General features: G+C 72.5%; 15 protein-coding genes. 9 read left to right on the forward strand and 6 right to left on the reverse strand.

The features are described 5' to 3' along the window. Positions 1 to 12 precede the first annotated feature (12 nt). Positions 13 to 1026, reverse strand: coding sequence for a LacI family DNA-binding transcriptional regulator (locus ACFQ9Z_RS14445; protein WP_383017148.1), 1014 nt, complete (start codon positions 1024 to 1026; stop codon positions 13 to 15). 159 nt (positions 1027 to 1185) lie between these two features. Between ACFQ9Z_RS14445 and ACFQ9Z_RS14450 the strand changes: the two genes are divergently transcribed. Then, on the forward strand, positions 1186 to 3789 hold the full coding sequence (locus tag ACFQ9Z_RS14450; protein ID WP_383016216.1) for a PA14 domain-containing protein: 2604 nt from the start codon (positions 1186 to 1188) through the stop codon (positions 3787 to 3789). A 220-nt stretch (positions 3790 to 4009) separates the two neighbouring features. Next, complete coding sequence (locus ACFQ9Z_RS14455) at positions 4010 to 4177, forward strand: hypothetical protein (protein ID WP_365295397.1); 168 nt, start codon at positions 4010 to 4012, stop codon at positions 4175 to 4177. Positions 4178 to 4230: 53 nt separating this feature from the next. Here the strand turns inward: ACFQ9Z_RS14455 and ACFQ9Z_RS14460 are convergent, their stop codons facing one another. Further along, positions 4231 to 5049, reverse strand: a complete 819-nt coding sequence (locus ACFQ9Z_RS14460) for a class I SAM-dependent methyltransferase (RefSeq protein ID WP_383016220.1) — start codon at positions 5047 to 5049, stop codon at positions 4231 to 4233. A 312-nt stretch (positions 5050 to 5361) separates the two neighbouring features. On the opposite strand from ACFQ9Z_RS14460, the gene msrA reads away from it, so the two are divergent. Together msrA and ACFQ9Z_RS14470 are read left to right on the forward strand one after the other, a co-directional pair. Beyond that, positions 5362 to 5883, forward strand: a complete 522-nt coding sequence (msrA, locus tag ACFQ9Z_RS14465; RefSeq protein WP_383016223.1) for a peptide-methionine (S)-S-oxide reductase MsrA — start codon at positions 5362 to 5364, stop codon at positions 5881 to 5883. Positions 5884 to 6415: 532 nt separating this feature from the next. Beyond that, positions 6416 to 7585: a PP2C family protein-serine/threonine phosphatase gene (locus tag ACFQ9Z_RS14470; RefSeq protein WP_383016226.1), complete on the forward strand. Its 1170-nt coding sequence runs from the start codon at positions 6416 to 6418 to the stop codon at positions 7583 to 7585. A 171-nt stretch (positions 7586 to 7756) separates the two neighbouring features. On the opposite strand, the gene ACFQ9Z_RS14475 is transcribed toward ACFQ9Z_RS14470, so the two are convergent. Further along, positions 7757 to 8146, reverse strand: coding sequence for a VOC family protein (locus ACFQ9Z_RS14475; RefSeq protein ID WP_383016229.1), 390 nt, complete (start codon positions 8144 to 8146; stop codon positions 7757 to 7759). A gap of 310 nt (positions 8147 to 8456) precedes the next feature. Further along, positions 8457 to 8669 (reverse strand): hypothetical protein, encoded by a 213-nt coding sequence (locus ACFQ9Z_RS14480; RefSeq protein WP_383016232.1) that lies wholly within the window; start codon positions 8667 to 8669, stop codon positions 8457 to 8459. 510 nt (positions 8670 to 9179) lie between these two features. Between ACFQ9Z_RS14480 and ACFQ9Z_RS14485 the strand changes: the two genes are divergently transcribed. Next, positions 9180 to 10010: an alpha/beta fold hydrolase gene (locus ACFQ9Z_RS14485; RefSeq protein WP_383016235.1), complete on the forward strand. Its 831-nt coding sequence runs from the start codon at positions 9180 to 9182 to the stop codon at positions 10008 to 10010. Between the two features lie 51 nt (positions 10011 to 10061). Here ACFQ9Z_RS14485 and ACFQ9Z_RS14490 read toward each other — a convergent pair whose 3' ends face one another. Both ACFQ9Z_RS14490 and ACFQ9Z_RS14495 read right to left on the reverse strand, forming a co-directional pair. Next, entirely contained in the window at positions 10062 to 11057 is a 996-nt protein-coding gene (locus tag ACFQ9Z_RS14490; RefSeq protein WP_383016238.1) for an asparaginase, read from the reverse strand. A gap of 402 nt (positions 11058 to 11459) precedes the next feature. Then, entirely contained in the window at positions 11460 to 12047 is a 588-nt protein-coding gene (locus ACFQ9Z_RS14495; RefSeq protein ID WP_383016241.1) for a TetR/AcrR family transcriptional regulator, read from the reverse strand. 269 nt (positions 12048 to 12316) lie between these two features. Between ACFQ9Z_RS14495 and ACFQ9Z_RS14500 the strand changes: the two genes are divergently transcribed. From ACFQ9Z_RS14500 to ACFQ9Z_RS14515, 4 genes are read left to right on the forward strand one after another with little or no spacing between them, the layout of a single operon-like run. Further along, positions 12317 to 12901, forward strand: coding sequence for a 2Fe-2S iron-sulfur cluster-binding protein (locus ACFQ9Z_RS14500; protein ID WP_383016244.1), 585 nt, complete (start codon positions 12317 to 12319; stop codon positions 12899 to 12901). Next, the gene (locus ACFQ9Z_RS14505) at positions 12898 to 13890 is read left to right on the forward strand and encodes an FAD binding domain-containing protein (protein ID WP_383016251.1); all 993 of its coding nucleotides are present in this window, start codon (positions 12898 to 12900) and stop codon (positions 13888 to 13890) included. Before ACFQ9Z_RS14500 ends, ACFQ9Z_RS14505 begins: the two co-directional genes overlap by 4 nt. Continuing rightward, on the forward strand, positions 13887 to 16022 hold the full coding sequence (locus tag ACFQ9Z_RS14510) for a xanthine dehydrogenase family protein molybdopterin-binding subunit (RefSeq protein ID WP_383016254.1): 2136 nt from the start codon (positions 13887 to 13889) through the stop codon (positions 16020 to 16022). Before ACFQ9Z_RS14505 ends, ACFQ9Z_RS14510 begins: the two co-directional genes overlap by 4 nt. Next, complete coding sequence (locus tag ACFQ9Z_RS14515; RefSeq protein WP_383016257.1) at positions 16015 to 17157, forward strand: XdhC family protein; 1143 nt, start codon at positions 16015 to 16017, stop codon at positions 17155 to 17157. The genes ACFQ9Z_RS14510 and ACFQ9Z_RS14515 overlap by 8 nt, the downstream gene beginning before the upstream one ends. The last annotated feature ends 80 nt before the right edge of the window (positions 17158 to 17237 follow it).

A 17237-nucleotide genomic window follows, 5' to 3' on the forward strand; every position in this document is an offset into this window, starting at 1 on the left:
CGGCGTTGCGTCTCACCGCCGTCCCAGCGTGCTCTCCCGCTCCACCAGCCGGAAATCCGCGGTGAGTTCGCGTCCGCCGGGCTCTTCGCGTCCGGCCAGACTGCGCAGCAGCGAGCCCACCGCCATCCGTGCGATGGCCTGCTTGTCCGGTGCGATCGTGGTCAGCGACACCGCGCCGAACCGGCCCTCGGCGATGTCGTCGAAACCGACCACGGCGACGTCCCACGGCACCCGCAGGCCCCGCTCGTGCAGCACCCGCATCGCGCCGATCGCGATCAGGTCGTTCAACGCGAACACCGCGTCCGGCCGTACGCCCGCGTCGAGCAGTTCGGCCATCGCCCGGGCGCCGTCGTCCCGGTCCCAGCCGCCGACCGGGACGACCAGGTCGTCCGGCGCCGGCACCCCGGCCGCCGCCAACTCCTGCCGCCAGCCGACGAGTCGCAGGTGGGCCGGGCGGTTCGCGGAGTCCGTGCGGGCGCCCAGGTAGGCGATCCGGGTGCGGCCCCGGCCCAGCAGATGGCGTACCGCGGCCCGGGCGGCGGCCACGTTGTCGATGGCGATGTGGTCGTGCGGGGCGTCGTACTCGCGCTCACCGAGCAGCACCAGCGGCACGTCGTCGGACCGCCCCTGCAGGTCCTCGGCCTCCAGCTCCAGCGGGCTGAGGATGAGCCCGTCGATCACCCTGGCCCGGAAGCCCTGGCTGACCAGCACCTCCTGCTCGCGCCTGCCGCGGGTGTGGTCAAGCAGCACGGTGAACTCGTGCTCCGCCGCCGCGTCGATCACCGCGCCGGCGAGTTCGGCGAAGTACGGGTTGCCCAGCTCCGGCACGGCCAGCGCGATGATGCCCGTGCGGCCCTTGCGCAGGTGCCGCGCGGTCAGGTTCGGCCGGTAGCCGAGCTCGTCGATGGCCTCCTGCACCCGGGCCCGCATACCCGGTGTGACGTGCGGATAGTTGTTCACGACGTTGGACACGGTCTTGATCGAGACGCCGGCCCGCTCGGCCACGTCCTTCAGGCTGACCCGCAAGGGGATCTCCTCGGCATCGATGGGAGCTCCGAAGGGCGGAGCCATGTCATGACTCTGGACAGCGGCCGGGAGCCGTGCTCTCATGCCAACTGCCGTGCTTCCAACGTTGTACAGACTGAAGCAATGAGCCGCCACCCTTCCTCAGCCATAGGGAGATCCGTGCGCATCAGATCACTCCGACATCGCCTGTCACTCCTCCTGGCGGCCGCCCTCGGCGTGGCCGGCCTGACCGCGGCGCCCACCGCCACCGCGGCGGACGACCCCGTCGAGGTCCACGGTCTCAAGGGCGAGTACTACACCCAGTCCGCCCCCGGAGCCTTCGACTTCGCCCAGCTCAAGGCCACCGGCTTCGACCCGAAGCTCGACTTCGACTCCCTGGAGTCCCGCCTGAACTCGGCGACCGGCCAGTCCGACGACGTCAGCGTCCGCTGGACCGGCCGGATCGTGCCCGAGAAGACCGGCGCCACCACCTTCTCGATCATCGGCGACAACGGTTTCCGCCTCTGGGTCGACGGCAGACTCGTCATCGACCACTGGGTCGACGACTGGGACCGCGAACAGACCGGCGCCCCGGTCGAGTTGACCGCCGGGAAGGCCTACGACATCAAGGTCGAGTACTTCGAGCACTACGGGGGCTCCAACCTCCACCTGCGCTGGACGCCGCCCGGCGGCACCAAGACCGCCGTACCGCAGTCCGCGTTCCTGCTGCCGGAGGGCTACGCCTACGACGGCGCCATCGCCACCACCGTCCTGAAGGACGGCCGCACCCTGCGGCTCGACTTCGCCCAGACGCTGGCCAAGCCCGCCACGGCACTGACCGGCCACCTCGACGCCGTCATCGGCGGCGCCACCTGGCCGCTGGGAACCGCCCGCCTCGCCCCGGACGACCCCAGATCGCTGCTGGTCACCCTGAAGGAACCGGTCGTCGGCAACAAGTCCGGCACCGCGCCCGGCCTCGCGGACGTCCGCTACGACGGCGAGGGCGGTCTCACGAGCAAGGACGGCAACGTTGTCAGCGCGTTCTGGAGCAGTGGCGCCAACCACTCCACCTACGAGCTGCGCACCAAGTGGGCCGACGACGTCACCCCGGCCAACGCCCACCGCGAGTACCCCAGGCCGCAGTTGACCCGTGACGCCTGGCAGAACCTCAACGGGAGCTGGCAGTTCGCCGCGGCCAAGGCGGGCGAGCAGCCGCCGGTGGGCCGCACCCTCGGCGAGCGGATCCTCGTCCCGTACCCCGTCGAGTCCCAGCTCTCAGGCATCGAACGGCACGAGGACCGCATGTGGTACCGCCGCACCTTCACCGTCCCGGCCGGCTGGAAGATCGGTGACCACAAGCGGCTCCAGCTCAACTTCGGCGCCGTCGACTGGCAGGCCGAGGTCTACGTCAACGGCACCGAGGTCGCCGAACACAAGGGCGGCTACGACAAGTTCAGCGCCGACATCACCGACGCCCTCAAGCCCGGCCGCACCCAGGAACTGATCGTCGGCGTCTACGACCCGACGGACGCCTCGGGTGGCGAGAACCCGCCGCTGGGCAAGCAGCGCCTGGACCCGAGCGGCATCTGGTACACCCCGTCGTCCGGCATCTGGCAGACCGTGTGGCTGGAGCCCGTCGCCGCCGACCACGTCGACCAGCTCAAGCTGACCCCGCACGTGGACACCGGCACACTCACCGTCGAACCGCAGGGCGTGCGCGACGGAGTACCGGTCACCGCGACCGCGTACGAGGGCAAGCGCCAGGTGGCCACGGCCACCGGCAGCACCGGGCAGCCGCTCACCCTGAAGATCCCGAAGGCCCGTCTGTGGTCGCCGGACGACCCGTTCCTCTACGACCTCAAGGTGAAAGTCGGCGACGACCGCGTGGGCAGCTACTTCGGTATGCGCTCCATCGCCGTGGAGAAGGTGAACGGCGTCCCGCGCACCGTCCTCAACGGCAAACCGGTCTTCATGATGGCTACCCTCGACCAGGGCTTCTGGCCAGACGGCCTGCACACCGCGCCCAGCGACGAGGCCCTGGCCCACGACCTGAAGATGCACAAGCGGATGGGCTTCAACTCCGTCCGCAAGCACATCAAGGTCGAGCCCGACCGCTGGTTCTACTGGGCCGACCGGCTCGGCCTGCTGGTGTGGCAGGACATGCCGGCCATGACGGCCGGGGTGAACCCGTCGACCGCCGCCCGCGCCGAGTACGAGCGGGAGATGAAGCAGATGATCGACGAGCACATCAACAGCCCGTCGGTCGTCATGTGGGTCGTCTTCAACGAGGGCTGGGGCCAGTACGACATCGGCCGCGTCGCCTCCCAGGCCAAGGCATGGGACCCCACCCGCCTGGTGAACAACATGTCCGGCCTCAACCTGGGCGCGGACGGCGGAGCCGGCGACATCATGGACGAGCACGGCTATCCGAGCCCGGCCCTGCCCCCGCACCCGGACGGCCGGCGCGCCCTCGTCGCGGGCGAGTACGGCGGTCTCGGGCTCGCGGTGCCCGGCCACGCCTGGTCGGTGCAGCAGTCGTACGTGGACGTCGACCCCAGCACCTACACCGACGACTACCTGAAGAAGCTCGGCGAGGTCCACGCGCTGGCCTGCAAGGGCGGCAACGGCGCCGTGTACACGCAGATCTCGGACGTCGAGGGCGAGCTCAACGGCCTGATGACGTACGACCGCAAGGTGACCAAGCCCGATGTGCGGCGTCTGAAGGCGGCTCAGGACGCCCTGATCGACGACGCGTCGCGGGCTGTCGTGGCGGGCTGCGCCTGACCTCCGGGCGGCAGCGGCGGGCGCCTCCCCGCGAACCGCCGCACCGCTGCCCGCAGTCGCCGCCGTGACCCTCCCCGGCCCGGTCCGCACGCCGCATCGGCGGCGGGCGGACCGGGCCCGGGACGCACGGGCCGAGGAACCGGCGGTTCGGTGAGTCTGCCTCGGCGCGCAGGGGGCAGACGGGGCAGGGAACGGAACTTCTCAGGAGAGGAATCCACCCATGCTCGGCATAGGCGCGGCAGTACTTTTCTTCATCGCGTTCCTCATCAACGCGGCGGATCTCAGCACCAACGACACGTTCTCCTCGGTCAACGTCATGCTGCTGGGGCTGACCGCACTGGCGCTGCACGTGGCGGGCATCGGCTCGGGCTGGTCCCGCAGACGCTGAACGTCCGTGCGGGGACCGGCCGGTGACGCATCGTCACCGGCCGGTCCCGCGTCTCAGGGCCGTCGACCCCAGGCCATCATCATGCCGGGGCCCAGTTCGGCGAACCGGGGCGAGGCGAGGTAGGCGAGCGCCTCGTCGACGACGGCGCCGTCGACCCGGCCGGTGTCCTCCAGTTCCGGCCGCATCCGGCTCCACGTCTCGGACCAGAAGGCGGCGAGCGGGCTGCCCGCGACCAGCGGCGGACAGTAGAGCTCGGCTGCGACGTCGCGCAGGCCCTCCTCCCGCAGGAAGCGCGGGTACGCCGGGACGGAGGAGGTGTCGGTGCCGATCGTCGACTTCAGGGCCTGCCACATGGCGTCCATGACCCGACGGTAGGCGGAGGAGGCGTCCTGCGGATCCGCCACCTCGACGGCGTCGGCGAGCACCAGCAGGCCTCCGGGGTTCAGCCATCCGGCGAGCCGGGAGATGATCGCGCGGCGCTCGCGCAGGTGCATGAGGACGAACCGGGCGTGGATCAGGTCGAAGGTGCCGGGCGCCAGGCTCTCGTCCGTGAGGTCGGCGGTCAGCACCCGGACCCGGGGATCGACCAGTCCGGCCAGGCCGCCGGTGTCCCGGTCCAGTGCGACGACCTCCGCCGCCCCTGGCTCCTCGAGCAGCCAGCGGGTCACCGTGCCGGTGCCGGCTCCCGCGTCCAGGCAGCGGCTGCCGTGCGCCACGCCGAGCGCCCGGAGCCGGCCGGTGGTGACGGGGTCGAAGGCCAGTGCGGCCGCGTCGATCCGCTCGGCCTCCCCGGGATGCGCCGGCTCGAAGAGTTCCTCTCCGTAGTGCCCCTCGCCGGCCGCACCGCCGGACGCGGGCGAACCGGCCGTCACCGGCCCGGCCGGTGCCCGGGCGCGCCGGTGACCCGCGGGATGCCCCGGGCCCGGGGCGCGGGCGCCGGTGGTCCGGCGGGGGAGGTCTCGAGCGGCATGCGGCGAGCGTCCGCGACGATGCCGCGGCTGTCAATCGACACGCCTGCCGACGGGCCCGAGGTACCGCCGAAGGGCCGTGGCGCCGCGCCGGCCCGGGCGGGACCGGCCGGAGCCGGCGGCACGCGCGGGCCGGCGCCCGGCCCCGGGAATATCCCGGCCGGTCGTGACCTTAGGCTGGACAAACGTACAAGCAGCAGGGCGAGGGAGCGACCGATGACAGTGGGAACCCAGCGAGCCGTACTGGCGGGCGGTTGTTTCTGGGGCATGCAGGACCTGATCCGCAAGCAGCCCGGCGTCGTGTCGACGCGCGTCGGCTACTCCGGCGGTGACACGCCCCACGCCACCTACCGCAACCACGGCGACCACGCCGAGGCCATCGAGATCCTCTTCGATCCCGCGGCCACGAGCTACCGCGACATCCTGGAGTTCTTCTTCCAGATCCACGACCCGACGACGAGGGACCGTCAGGGCAACGACATCGGGCGCAGCTACCGGTCCGCCATCTACTACGCGGACGAGGAGCAGCACCGCGTCGCGGTGGACACGATCGCCGACGTCGAGGCGAGCGGACTGTGGCCCGGCAAGGTGGTCACCGAGGTGGAGCCCGTCGGCGACTTCTGGGAGGCCGAGCCCGAGCACCAGGACTACCTGGAGCGCTACCCGAACGGCTACACCTGCCACTTCCCGCGCCCCGGCTGGAAGCTGCCGCGCCGGGCCTCGTCCACGGCGAACTGAGTCCAGTCCACGGCCGTGAGCCCGGTTCACCGATGGTGAGCCCGGTTCACGGCCGTCGTCCGTCCGGGCGTCGGCCGGCGGCCCAGGAGCAGTGGAACAGGTCAGGCCGTAGGGACCGGTGCGTCGAAGTAGTGGCCCTTGTCGAGGCCGGCGAGCAGACCCGGCTCGAGGACCGGACCCTCGCGCAGTGCCGTGCCGAGGGCTGGGGTCCGTCCGCACTCGGGATGCGCGCCTGTCCGTCGGGCAGACTCACGGGCGATTCCGACTTGGTCGAGGAGGCGGCCACGGCGGGTTACGACCTGGCTTCTGCGCGTGAGCGCCTTCCGGGTCGGAAGCGTCGGGTGGTGCCGCGGCCCGGCTGTCGAGGCCGAGTCGCCGGGGACGACGTGGACGGCGCGTTGCCACTTCAGACGCCAGGCGGGCAGGTTCGGCGGAGCGGCCGGGTGACCGGACGTGATCAATGTGAGACTGGGGGAGCGAAGGGGTGATTCCCGTGGCAGACCCATTGCACGGGTCCGCTCGCTCCGGGCCCGTGGTGGACGAGAGTCGGCTGGAGGGGCTGATAGACGCGGCGCAGACGGCGCTGCCGGTCGAGCTGCCTGCGCTGGCCGACCAATGCGCCTCGGCCGTCGGACTGGACACGGCGCAGATCTACCTGGCAGACCTGCAGCAACGGCTGCTCATTCCACTCGACGAAGCTCTGGAACCGCTGCTGGTGGACCACTCGTCGGCCGGCTGGGCCTACCGCACACTCTCCCCGCGGGTGGCGGAATCCGGCGACAGTCTGACGGTCTGGATCCCTCTCGTCGACGGCGCGGAACGGCTCGGCGTGCTGGGTGTGGGAACCGCCTCGCTCGACAGCGTACTGATGCGCCGCAGCCGGATGTTGGCCTATCTGTTCGCCATGCTGATCACATCGAAGCGTGCCTACAGCGACTGGCTCGCCGCCCGCGTCCGTACCGCGGACATGCAATTGCCCGCAGAGATGGTGCGCGCCTTCATGCCACCGCGCACCATCGGCTCCAGCAGATGCGTCTCGACAGCGGTTCTCGAACCGGCGTATGAAATAGCCGGTGACGCCTTCGATCACTCGGTGATCAAGAACAAGCTGCACACCGCGATCCTCGACGCCATGGGCCACGACCTGACCGCCGGCCTGACCGCGTCCGTCGCGATGGCCGCGGCGCGCAACGCCCGCCGCGGCGGCGCTTCCCTGGTCGACGTCGTCCGCTCCGTCGACCAGGCGCTCGCCCAGTGGCTGCCCGACCACTTCTGCACCGGAGTGCTGAGCCAGTTCGACGCGGAGACCGGGCTGCTGCGCTGGGTGAACTGCGGTCACCCACCACCGCTGCTGATCCGCGCCGGCAAGGTTTCGGCCGGGGCACTGGACAGTCCTCCGCAACCGCCGTTGGGGCTGGCCGGCCCACTCGCCCCTGCAACGCGGCAGGTGCAGGAGACGGAACTCGAACCAGACGACTGCGTCCTGCTCTACAGCGACGGCGTCGTGGAGGCCCGGGACGCGAGCGGCGGAGAGTTCGGTCTCGACCGGTTCACCGACTTCATCATCCGGTCCAACGCCGCCGGCCAGCGCCCAGCGGAGGTACTGCGGCTGCTCATCCATGCCATCCTCGACTACCAGGGCAACCAGCTGCGGGACGACGCGACCATCCTGCTCTTCGAATGGCGCTCCCAATCCCAGTGACGCGGCACTGTGCCGAGCCCAGGCGTCTCGTCGGTCGCGGTCCGTGGCAGCGATTCAGAGCCGTTTCACCGGCAGGTACGCCCCCAGCTTCGATCTCCGCACCTCACCGGCGCCCGGAAGGAAGCCGCCGGCCGGGCCGGCCGCTCCCTCCCGATGACCGCCTGCGCGTGGTTACGAGGCCCAGCCGCCGTACGGCACGGTGATGAGTTCCATGGCGTGGCCCGCCGGGTCCATGAAGTACACGCCGCGGCCGCCGTCGTTGTGGTTGATGGTGCCGGGCTGCTTTCGGTGGGGGTCGGCGTAGTGCTCGATGCCGCGCTGCCTGATCTGCGCGTACGCCGCGTCGAACTCCTCCTCGGAGACCAGGAAGGCGTAGTGCTGGGGGGTGATGCTGTCCGCGGGGACGGTGGCGAAGTCCAGGGTGACGCCGTTGCTCAGGCCGACTGCGATGAACGGACCCCACTCAGCGGTGATCTCCAGGCTCAGCAGGTTCGCGAAGAATTCCGCGGACTCCCGGTTGTCCCGGGCGTGGACGATCGTGTGGTTCAACTCGACTGACAAGGAATGCCTCCGACGGCATGTCCCGACACCTCCATGCCTCACCCGGTCGGTGACCGACACGCGATGTCGCCGTCCATCCTAGTCCTGTCGGCTACGCGGTGGGTCGACGGTAGGCGATGAGGGCTGCGGCTCTACCGGCGAAGGCAGGGAAGTGCTCGCGACCGGTGGCGGATGCCCTTTTTCCCACGTAGCCACCTGCGCAGGCGGTCGCAGTCGCAGCCCTTGTCGGCGTGGAGTTCGGCCGGACGCGGGCGGCGAGGCCCGCGCTTCATGCGCCACCACCACCCCTGCGGCCCCCTGGACATGCCCCCTACTCGTAGGTGGACAGGGCCAGCCCGAGGCCGAAGAAGGTGGGGGCCCATTCCCCGACGAAGATGCCCCACCGGTCGGCGCGCTCCTCGCCCTTCTTCTCCACCCGAAGGGAGGCGGCCCAGGAGATGACGGACAGACCGATGGAGACGAATGCGGCGGTGTAGGCGTGCTCGGCTCGGATGCCGGACTCGTGCAGCTTCTTGACGATCATCTCAGGTTCGCTCCCTGGCTCAGCCGAAGTGATAGTTCAGCCTCAGGGCAGTCCCCGGAATCTGCGAGCGCTGAGGGGCTATTCGGTCCACGTGTGAACACGGGCTTCTGTGTTGGCAAGCCGCGCCGCGTGGCCCGCGCCGGGCCACGCGGGTGATCGCGCGGTGGTGCGCGCGGAGCCCGGCCTGCACCGACCGCCCCGTCCGCGGTCTCACCGGCTCGCGGCTCGCGCCCCGCCTGCGGATTTGCCGCCCCTCATGGGCGGACGCACCCTGGAAGGGGCGTGCGGCACGGCCGGCCCGTGCGAGAGCCGCCGCTGTGCGGAGCGGCCGGCGTCGGCACAGCGGAACGTGCCGCCGGCGACACGGAAGTGACGATTGCCGTAGACCGCCGCCGGCCGTGCGGGCCCGCGGGCGACCGGCTCCGGTCGGCTGCCCGCCGACCGGCAGAGCGCGGGGCGAACGGCCGAAACGTGGAAAACGCATGAACAACCACCCGGAAGGGACACCCCATGGGCACGGTCACCACCGCGGACGGCACGAGCATCTTCTACGTCGATTGGGGGCCGAGGGACGCGACACCGCTCGTCTTCCACCACGGGTGGCCCCTGAGCTACGTCGACTGGGACAACCAGCTGCTGTACTTCCTCTCCAAGGGCTACCGGGTCATCGCGCACGACCGTCGTGGGCACGGGCGCTCCGGCCAGCCGTCGTCAGGCCACGAGATGGACACCTACGCCGCGGACGTGGCCGCCCTGACCGACGCGCTGGACCTGCGGGACGCGGTGCACATCGGACACTCCACCGGAGGCGGTGAAGTGGTCCACTACGTCGCGCGGGCCGAGCCCGGTCGCGTCTCCAAGGCGGTGATCGTGTCGGCGGTGCCGCCCGTCATGGTCAAGAAGGAGAGCAACCCCGAAGGGACCCCGGTGGAGGTCTTCGACGAGTTGCGCGCCGGACTCGCCGCCAACCGCGCCCAGTTCTACATCGACGTGGCGTCCGGACCCTTCTACGGCTTCAACCGGCCTGGCGCCGAGGTGAACAAGGGGCTCATCGGCCGGTGGTGGGCGCAGGGGATGATGGGCGCCGCGAACGCGCACTACGAGTGCATCAAGGCGTTCTCCGAAACGGACTTCACCGAGGACCTGGAGAAGATCGATGTGCCGGTACTGGTCATGCACGGCACCGACGACCAGGTCGTGCCCTACGCGGACGCAGGACCGAAAAGCGCCGAGATCCTCCGCAACGCGACCCTGAAAACCTACGAGGGCTACCCGCACGGGATGTTGTCCGTCCACCCGGACGTCCTCAACCCCGCGATCCTCGAGTTCCTTGAGTCATAGCCGACGCGGCCCCTCCGCACGCGTCCTCGGGCAACCGTCCGCCCGCGCGGCTCAGAACACCGCCCGGACCTCTCCCACCTGTACGCCGCCGCCCAGCAGCGGCGTGCGGCCCACGCGAGCGACGACCGGTGCCGTCACGCCGGACAGGTGGAGCGCGCGGGCCAGGACCGGTCCGAGGGCCCGGCCGCCGCCGTCCTCGATCTTGAGTGCCAGGGCGCGCCCGTCCGGCAGGGCGAGCGCCTGGACGGCCTCCGCGCCCACCTTCGACAGGGTGCCCGGCAACTCCCGCATCAGCCAGGTGTCGTGGCGGCGGGTGCCGGCGACGTACTCGGGGTGGGCGCGCATGGCGTCGGCGACCTGCCGCTCGGGCGTGCCGGGCCCGGCGAGGACGTAGGAACGGAAGGCGCGGGCGAGGCCGGTCAGGCCGATCGCCATGAGCGGTGCGCCGCAGCCGTCGGTGCCGACCGCCGCCACCTGCTCCCCGGCCGCCTCCTCCACCGCCGTCCGGATGAGCCGCTGCAGCGGGTGCCCTGGGCCGAGGTAGGACTCGAGAGGCCACTCGCGCAGCGCGGACGCGGCGAGCATCGCCGTGTGCTTGCCGGAGCAGTTCATGGCCACCGGATCGCGACGCGCGCCCGCCGCCAGGTAGCGCTCCTGCTCCTCCTGGTCCAGGGGGAGGGCGGGCGGGCACTGCAAGTGCTCAGGTTTCAGGCCATGTTCGTCGAGCATCGTGCGCACGAGGTCGCGGTGGAAGGACTCGCCCGAGTGGCTGCCGGCCGCCACAGCCAGCCGCTCACCCGTGAGCCGCAGTCCCGCCCGCAGCATGCCCGCCGCCTGCATCGGCTTGTTGGCGGAGCGCGGGAAGACGGGGGACGTCACGTCGCCGAGAGCCAGCTCCACCGTGCCGTCCGCCGCCAGCAGCACCAGGCTGCCGCGGTGCCGGCCCTCGACGAACCCGGACCGGACGACCTCGGCGAGGACGGGCGCCTCGCGGGTGCCGGCTGCTGCGGGGCAGGCGGTGCCGGTGACGGCAGCGGTCTCGGACATGGGCGGTGACCTCCCGGAGACGGATCGGGACGGCCCCGGCGGCCGGCCGGCCGGGATCGCCGGGGCCGCCGGCCGGCCGAGCGGGTCGTCCAGCTGGCTTACGCGTCACCGTACCCGCGGGTGATCTCCGCACCGCACTCGGTGGCGCGGGGGACATTCGCCCGCCGGGCCCGCCTGCCGTGCGGCCGGCCACGGGGCACCGGCGGCTTGCCGTCCGTGCGCCGTTCACCCGTCCGCGCGGCCGGCCAAAACGCACTGGCGGCACGCCGTTCACCCGTCCGCGCGGCCGGCCAAAGCGCACCGGCGGCTCGCCGTCCGTACGCCGTTCAGCCGCCCGTACGCCGTTCACCCGCCCGTACGGCGTCCACCCGTCCGTACGCCCCTCACCCGCCCGTATGCCCTTCACCGCCCCCGTGTTCCGGGCGCTCCCGCGCGCAGGCCGTCCATGACGAGGTCGAGGAGCCGGGCGGCGCGCGAGCGCCAGTCGTCGTGCGGGTCGAGCTGCCAGAGACCCGCGATGGCCAGCATGAAGTCCTCCGCCGTGATGCCCGGCCGGATCGTGCCCGCCTCCTCGCCGGCGCGCAGCAGCACCTCGGCCGCGGAGGTCACCGGAGTGTGCGTGGGCTTGGCGGGGCTGCCCGGTGCGCCGGTGACCTGGCGGATCGCGTCCGCCAGGCCGGCCTTGGCCATGGCGAACTCGGCGAGCCGGTCCATCCAGGCGCGCAGGGCCTCGTCGGGCGGCCGGGTCCGGAGCAGCTGGGCCGCGCTGCCGGCGACCTGCTCGATCTCGTGCCGGTAGATCTCCAGGACCAGCGCCTCGCGGTTGGGGAAGTTCCGGTAGAACGTGCCCTGTCCGACGCCCGCCTTCTTGGCGATCACGCTCAGCGGGGCGTCGGCGCAGTGCGTCAGCTCCACGAGGGCCACTTCCAGGATGCGCTCACGGTTGCGCTGCGCGTCCGAGCGCCGGGGTGGTTCGTCCTTGGTGGGCACCCGTCCTCCTCGCAGGTCCGTGGCCGAACCTCGCCCTTGCTAACCGGACAGCTGTCCGTTAGGTTTTCCAGGTAGCGGACAGCTGTCCGGTACGTCCACGATAGCCGGGTCCGCGAACCTGCGGCAGTCCGCGTCCGCCCTTCAGGTCCAAGCGCTCCTCATCCCGCTTCGCCCCCGCGGCAACAGCCCGCACCACGCACTCTCCACCCCGTCCGGCACCCGCTGCCGGGCCACCCCCCATCTTCCTGGAAATGCGAAAGAAGCTGCTCATGGCCTCATCGACGTCCAGTGTCATCACCTTGAAGATCAACGGCGAGAAGTACACACTGCCCGTCGACCACCGCACCACCCTGCTCGACGCCCTGCGCGAGCGCCTCGATCTCACCGGCACCAAGAAGGGCTGCGACCAGGGCCAGTGCGGCGCCTGCACCGTCCTGGTGGACGGGCGCCGGAGCGTGGCCTGTCTGCAACTGGCCGTGGCGGCCGAGGGCCGCGAGATCACCACCGTCGAGGGACTCGCCGACGGCGACCGTCTGCACCCCGTGCAGCAGGCCTTCCTCGATCTGGACGGGTTCCAGTGCGGTTACTGCACGCCGGGTCAGATCTGCTCGGCGATCGGTGTGCTCCAGGAGCACGCGGCGGGCTGGCCCAGCGCCGTCACCGGCGACATCAGTCCCGAGGCGGGACCGCCACCGCTGACCGCCGACGAGATCCGGGAGCGGATGAGCGGCAACCTGTGCCGCTGCGGCGCCTATGTGTCGATCGTCCGGGCCGTGGCCCAAGCGGCCGGGGCCGGTGCGGACACCACCGCTTCCGCCGGCCTCGAGGCGGAGACGAAGGAGGCCGTGGCATGAGGGAGTTCGCATACCAGCGGGCGTCCGACGTGGCCGGCGCCGTCGCCGTGCTCGGCGCCGATCCCGAGGCGCGTTTCCTGGGCGGCGGCACCAACCTGGTCGACCTGATGAAAACCGGTGTGGAGCGGCCGGCCCGGCTCGTCGACATCCGCGAACTGCCGCTCGACGAGATCGAGCCGACCGCGGACGGCGGCCTGCGCATCGGCGCGACCGTCACCAACGGCGACCTCGCCGCCCACCCCGCCGTCCGGCGCCACTACCCGGTGCTCGCGCAGGCGGTGCTGGCCGGCGCGTCCGGGCAGCTCCGCAACATGGCCACCGTCGGCGGGAACCTGCTGCAGCGCACCCGCTGCGGCTACTTCACCGACGTCACCAAACCCTGCAACAAGCGTGCTCCCGGCAGCGGTTGCCCCGCCGTCCAGGGTGAGCACCACAATCACGCCGTCCTTGGGGCGTCCGACCACTGCGTGGCCGTGCACCCCTCGGACATGGGCGTCGCGCTCACCGCGCTCGACGCCGTCGTCCACTTCGAGACCGCGGAGGGGCCGGGGGAGTCACCCCTGGCCGAGTTCTACCTGCCCGTCGGCGACACCCCGCACCGCGAGACCGCCCTGCCGTCCGGCGCCCTGATCACCGGGGTCACGCTGCCGCCCGCACCGGTCGCCGCCCACTCCCGCTACCGCAAGGTGCGCGAGCGGGCCTCGTACGCCTTCGCCATCGGCTCGGTCGCCGCCGCGCTCGACGTCCGGGACGGCGTCGTGAGGGACGTCCGCCTGGCCCTGGGCGCGGTCGCCTCCCGCCCCTGGCGGGCCCGCGCGGCCGAACGCGTCCTGACCGGTGCGCCCGCGGGCCCCGAGACCTTCGCCGCCGCCGCCGACGCCGAACTGGCGGCGGCCCGGCCGCTGCCCCACAACGGATACAAGGTGACCCTGATGCGCAACCTCATGGTGGCCGTGCTGACCGAACTCGCCGAGGAGGCCGCCCGATGACCACCGTCACCACCGGCGCCCAGGCGCGGTCGGCCTCCGTCGGCACCGCGCACACCCGCGTGGAGGGCAGGGACAAGGTCACCGGAGCCGCCCGCTACTCGGGGGAGATCCCCTTCGCCGACCTCGCGCACGGCTGGCTGGTGCTCTCCACGGTCGCCCGCGGCCGCGTCCGCGCCCTCGACACCGACGCCGTCCTGGCCATGCCGGGCGTCGTAGCGGTCCTGGACCACCGCAACGCCCCGCGCGTCAACACCGACTACGCCGGCATGGTGGGCAGGCCGGACCCGACCTGCGCAGTCTTCCAGCACGACCGGGTGCCGCACCTGGGCTGGCCGGTGGCCCTCGTCGTCGCCGAGACGTCCGAACTGGCGAGGGAGGCCGCCGAGTCCCTCGTCGTGCACTACGAACAGGAGCCGCACGACATCGACTTCCACGGCGGGCGCCCGGACGCCTACCCGGCGGAGGGCCACATGCCGGCGGTGACCGGGAAGGGCGACCTGGACGCCGAACTGGCCGCGTCCGCGCATGTCGTGGACGCCGAGTACACCACGCCTGAAGAGCACCACAACGCGATGGAGCCGCACGCGGCGACCGCCCGCTGGGACGGCGGCCGGCTCGAGGTGATCGACTCCAACCAGGGCGCCACCTGGGTCGTCGGCGAACTGGCCAACCTCTTCTCGCTCGACCCGGCCTCCGTGCGGGTGCGCTCCGAGCACGTCGGCGGCGGCTTCGGCAGCAAGGGCGTGCGCGCCCACCAGGTGGCCGCGGTGATGGCCGCGACCACCCTGCGGCGCCCCGTGCGCGTGGTGCTGACCCGCCGTCAGATGTTCTCGCTGGCCGGCTACCGCAGTCCCACCACGCAGCACGTCAGGCTGGGCGCCGACGCCACCGGGCGGCTGCGCGCCCTGGAGCACACCTCGCTGAACGTCACCTCGACCGTGCACGAGTTCGTCGAGCCGAGCGCGGGCGTGGCACGGGTGATGTACGACGCCGACGCCCACCACACCGCCAACCGCGTGGTGCGGCTCGACCTGCCGACCCCGACCTGGATGCGCGCCCCGGGCGAGGCGCCGGGCTCGTTCGCGCTGGAGGCGGCGCTGGACGAACTCGCCGAGAAGTGCGGGATCGACCCGATCGAACTGCGGCTGCGCAACGAGCCGGACCGCGGGCCGGTCTCCGGGCTGCCCTTCGCCGGCCGCAACCTGCCCGCCTGCTTCGCCGAGGGCGCCCGCCGGTTCGGCTGGGCGGACCGCGACCCGCGCCCCGGACGCCGCCGGGACGGCCGCTGGCTGCTCGGCACCGGAACCGCGGCGGCCTCGTTCGGCGCCGGCGCCGCACCGTCCACGGCCACCGCGACCGCCCACCCCGACGGCACCTTCACCGTCCGCATCGCCGCGGCCGACATCGGCACCGGGGCCCGCACCGCGCTCACCCTGGTCGCCGCGGACGCGCTGGACGTCGCCCCGGGGCGCGTCCGGGTCCGCATCGGCGACAGCGACTTCGGCCCGGCGATGATCGCCGGCGGTTCGATGGGCACCCGTTCGTGGTCCTGGGCGGTCACCACGGCCGCGGCCGAACTGCGCGAACGGCTCGCCCTGAGCACCGACATCCCGGCGGAGGGCATCACCGTGCGGTCCGACACGACCGCGGCCGTCGGCGCCCTCACGCCCGCCGAACGGCACTCCTTCGGCGCCCAGTTCGCCGAGGTCGCGGTGGACGTCGGCACCGGCGAGGTGCGCGTGCGCCGCATGCTCGGCATCTTCGCCGCCGGCCGGATCGTCAACCCCCTCACCGCGCGCGGCCAGTTCCTGGGCGGCATGATCTGGGGCATCTCCATGGCCCTGCACGAGGAGGCCGTCCGGGACCGCGCCAGCGGCGGCCACGTCGGCGCCGACCTCGCCGGCTACCACGTGGCCACCAACGCCGACGTGCCGCACATCGAGGCCGACTGGATCGAGGACACCGATCCGAACGACCCGGTGGGGATCAAGGGCATCGGCGAGATCGGCGTCGTGGGCGCGGCGGCCGCCATCGCCAACGCGGTCTGGCACGCGACCGGCGTACGCCACCGCAGCCTGCCCATCCGGCCCGACCGCGTCCTCACGGCCGCCGGAGGAGCGCCGGATGCTTGACCTGGCGGAGGAACTGAACCGCTGGACGGCGGAGGGCCGGGAGTTCGCCGTGGCCACCGTGGTGGCCGTCGCCGGCAGCGCCCCGCGCGGACCCGGCGCGGCCCTCGCCGTCGACCGCGCGGGCACCGTCATCGGCTCGGTCTCCGGCGGATGCGTGGAGGGGGCGGTGTACGACCTGTGCCGGCAGGCGCTGGAGACCGGCGAGAGCGTCCTGGAGCGGTTCGGGTACAGCGACGAGGACGCCTTCGCCGTAGGTCTGACCTGCGGCGGCACCATCGACGTCCTGATCACGCCGGTGAGCGCCGCCGCGCCCGCCCGCACGGCCCTGGCGTCGGCCCTGGCGACGGCCGCCCGCGGCGAGCCGGCCGCCCTCGCCCGGGTCGTCCGGGGGCCCGCCGAACTCCTCGGCCGCGCCCTGCTGGTACGGCCCGACGGCACGCGTGAGGGCGGTCTGGGGGGTCACCGGGAACTGGACCGCTCGGCGGCGGCCGAGGCCGGGGCGCTGCTGGAGGCGGGGCGCACCGGCACGGTGGAGATCGCCGAGGACGGCTCGCACTGCCCCGGCGGCCTGACCCTGCTGGTCGAGTCGAACGTGCCGCCCCCGCGCATGATCGTCTTCGGTGCGGTGGACTTCGCGGCCGCACTGGTCCGGGCCGGCAAGTTCCTCGGCCACCACGTGACCGTCTGCGACGCCCGGCCCGTCTTCGCCACCCGGGCCCGTTTCCCGGAGGCCGACGAGGTCGTCGTCGACTGGCCCCACCGCTATCTGCGGCGCACCCGGACCGACGCCCGCACCGTGCTGTGCGTCCTCACCCACGACGCGAAGTTCGACGTGCCCCTGCTGAAGGCGGCGCTCGCGCTGCCGGTGGCGTTCGTCGGCGCGCTCGGCTCACGCCGCACTCACGAGGACCGTGAACGGCGGCTGCGGGAAGAGGGCGTGAGCCCGCGGGAACTGGCCCGTCTGCGGTCCCCGATCGGCCTCGACCTCGGCGCCCGGACGCCGGAGGAGACGGCCCTGTCGATCGTCGCGGAGATCGTCGCCGTCCGGCGGGGCGGCACGGGCCTTCCCCTGACCGGCACGGACACGCCGATCCACCGCGACCGCGCGGAACACGGAGGGGCGTCGGCGGCCTGAACCGGCGCCCCGCCCCGCCCGGGGGCGCCGGCCCCGGCAGCGCGCCGGGACCGCGGCCGCCCTCCGGGCGGGACGGGCGC

The organism is Streptomyces sp. NPDC056580 (genome assembly GCF_042793175.1).
GTDB lineage: Bacteria > Actinomycetota > Actinomycetes > Streptomycetales > Streptomycetaceae > Streptomyces.

Excerpts from the sequence above, each read along its gene's own strand:
- ACFQ9Z_RS14455 (WP_365295397.1), top strand. The coding sequence starts at position 4,010 with ATGCTCGGCATAGGCGCGGCAGTACTTTTCTTCATCGCGTTCCTCATC.
- ACFQ9Z_RS14510 (WP_383016254.1), top strand. The coding sequence starts at position 13,887 with ATGACCACCGTCACCACCGGCGCCCAGGCGCGGTCGGCCTCCGTCGGC.
- ACFQ9Z_RS14505 (WP_383016251.1), top strand. The coding sequence starts at position 12,898 with ATGAGGGAGTTCGCATACCAGCGGGCGTCCGACGTGGCCGGCGCCGTC.
- ACFQ9Z_RS14480 (WP_383016232.1), bottom strand. The coding sequence starts at position 8,669 with ATGATCGTCAAGAAGCTGCACGAGTCCGGCATCCGAGCCGAGCACGCC.
- msrA (WP_383016223.1), top strand. The coding sequence starts at position 5,362 with ATGACAGTGGGAACCCAGCGAGCCGTACTGGCGGGCGGTTGTTTCTGG.
- ACFQ9Z_RS14485 (WP_383016235.1), top strand. The coding sequence starts at position 9,180 with ATGGGCACGGTCACCACCGCGGACGGCACGAGCATCTTCTACGTCGAT.
- ACFQ9Z_RS14500 (WP_383016244.1), top strand. The coding sequence starts at position 12,317 with ATGGCCTCATCGACGTCCAGTGTCATCACCTTGAAGATCAACGGCGAG.
- ACFQ9Z_RS14515 (WP_383016257.1), top strand. The coding sequence starts at position 16,015 with ATGCTTGACCTGGCGGAGGAACTGAACCGCTGGACGGCGGAGGGCCGG.
- ACFQ9Z_RS14490 (WP_383016238.1), bottom strand. The coding sequence starts at position 11,057 with ATGTCCGAGACCGCTGCCGTCACCGGCACCGCCTGCCCCGCAGCAGCC.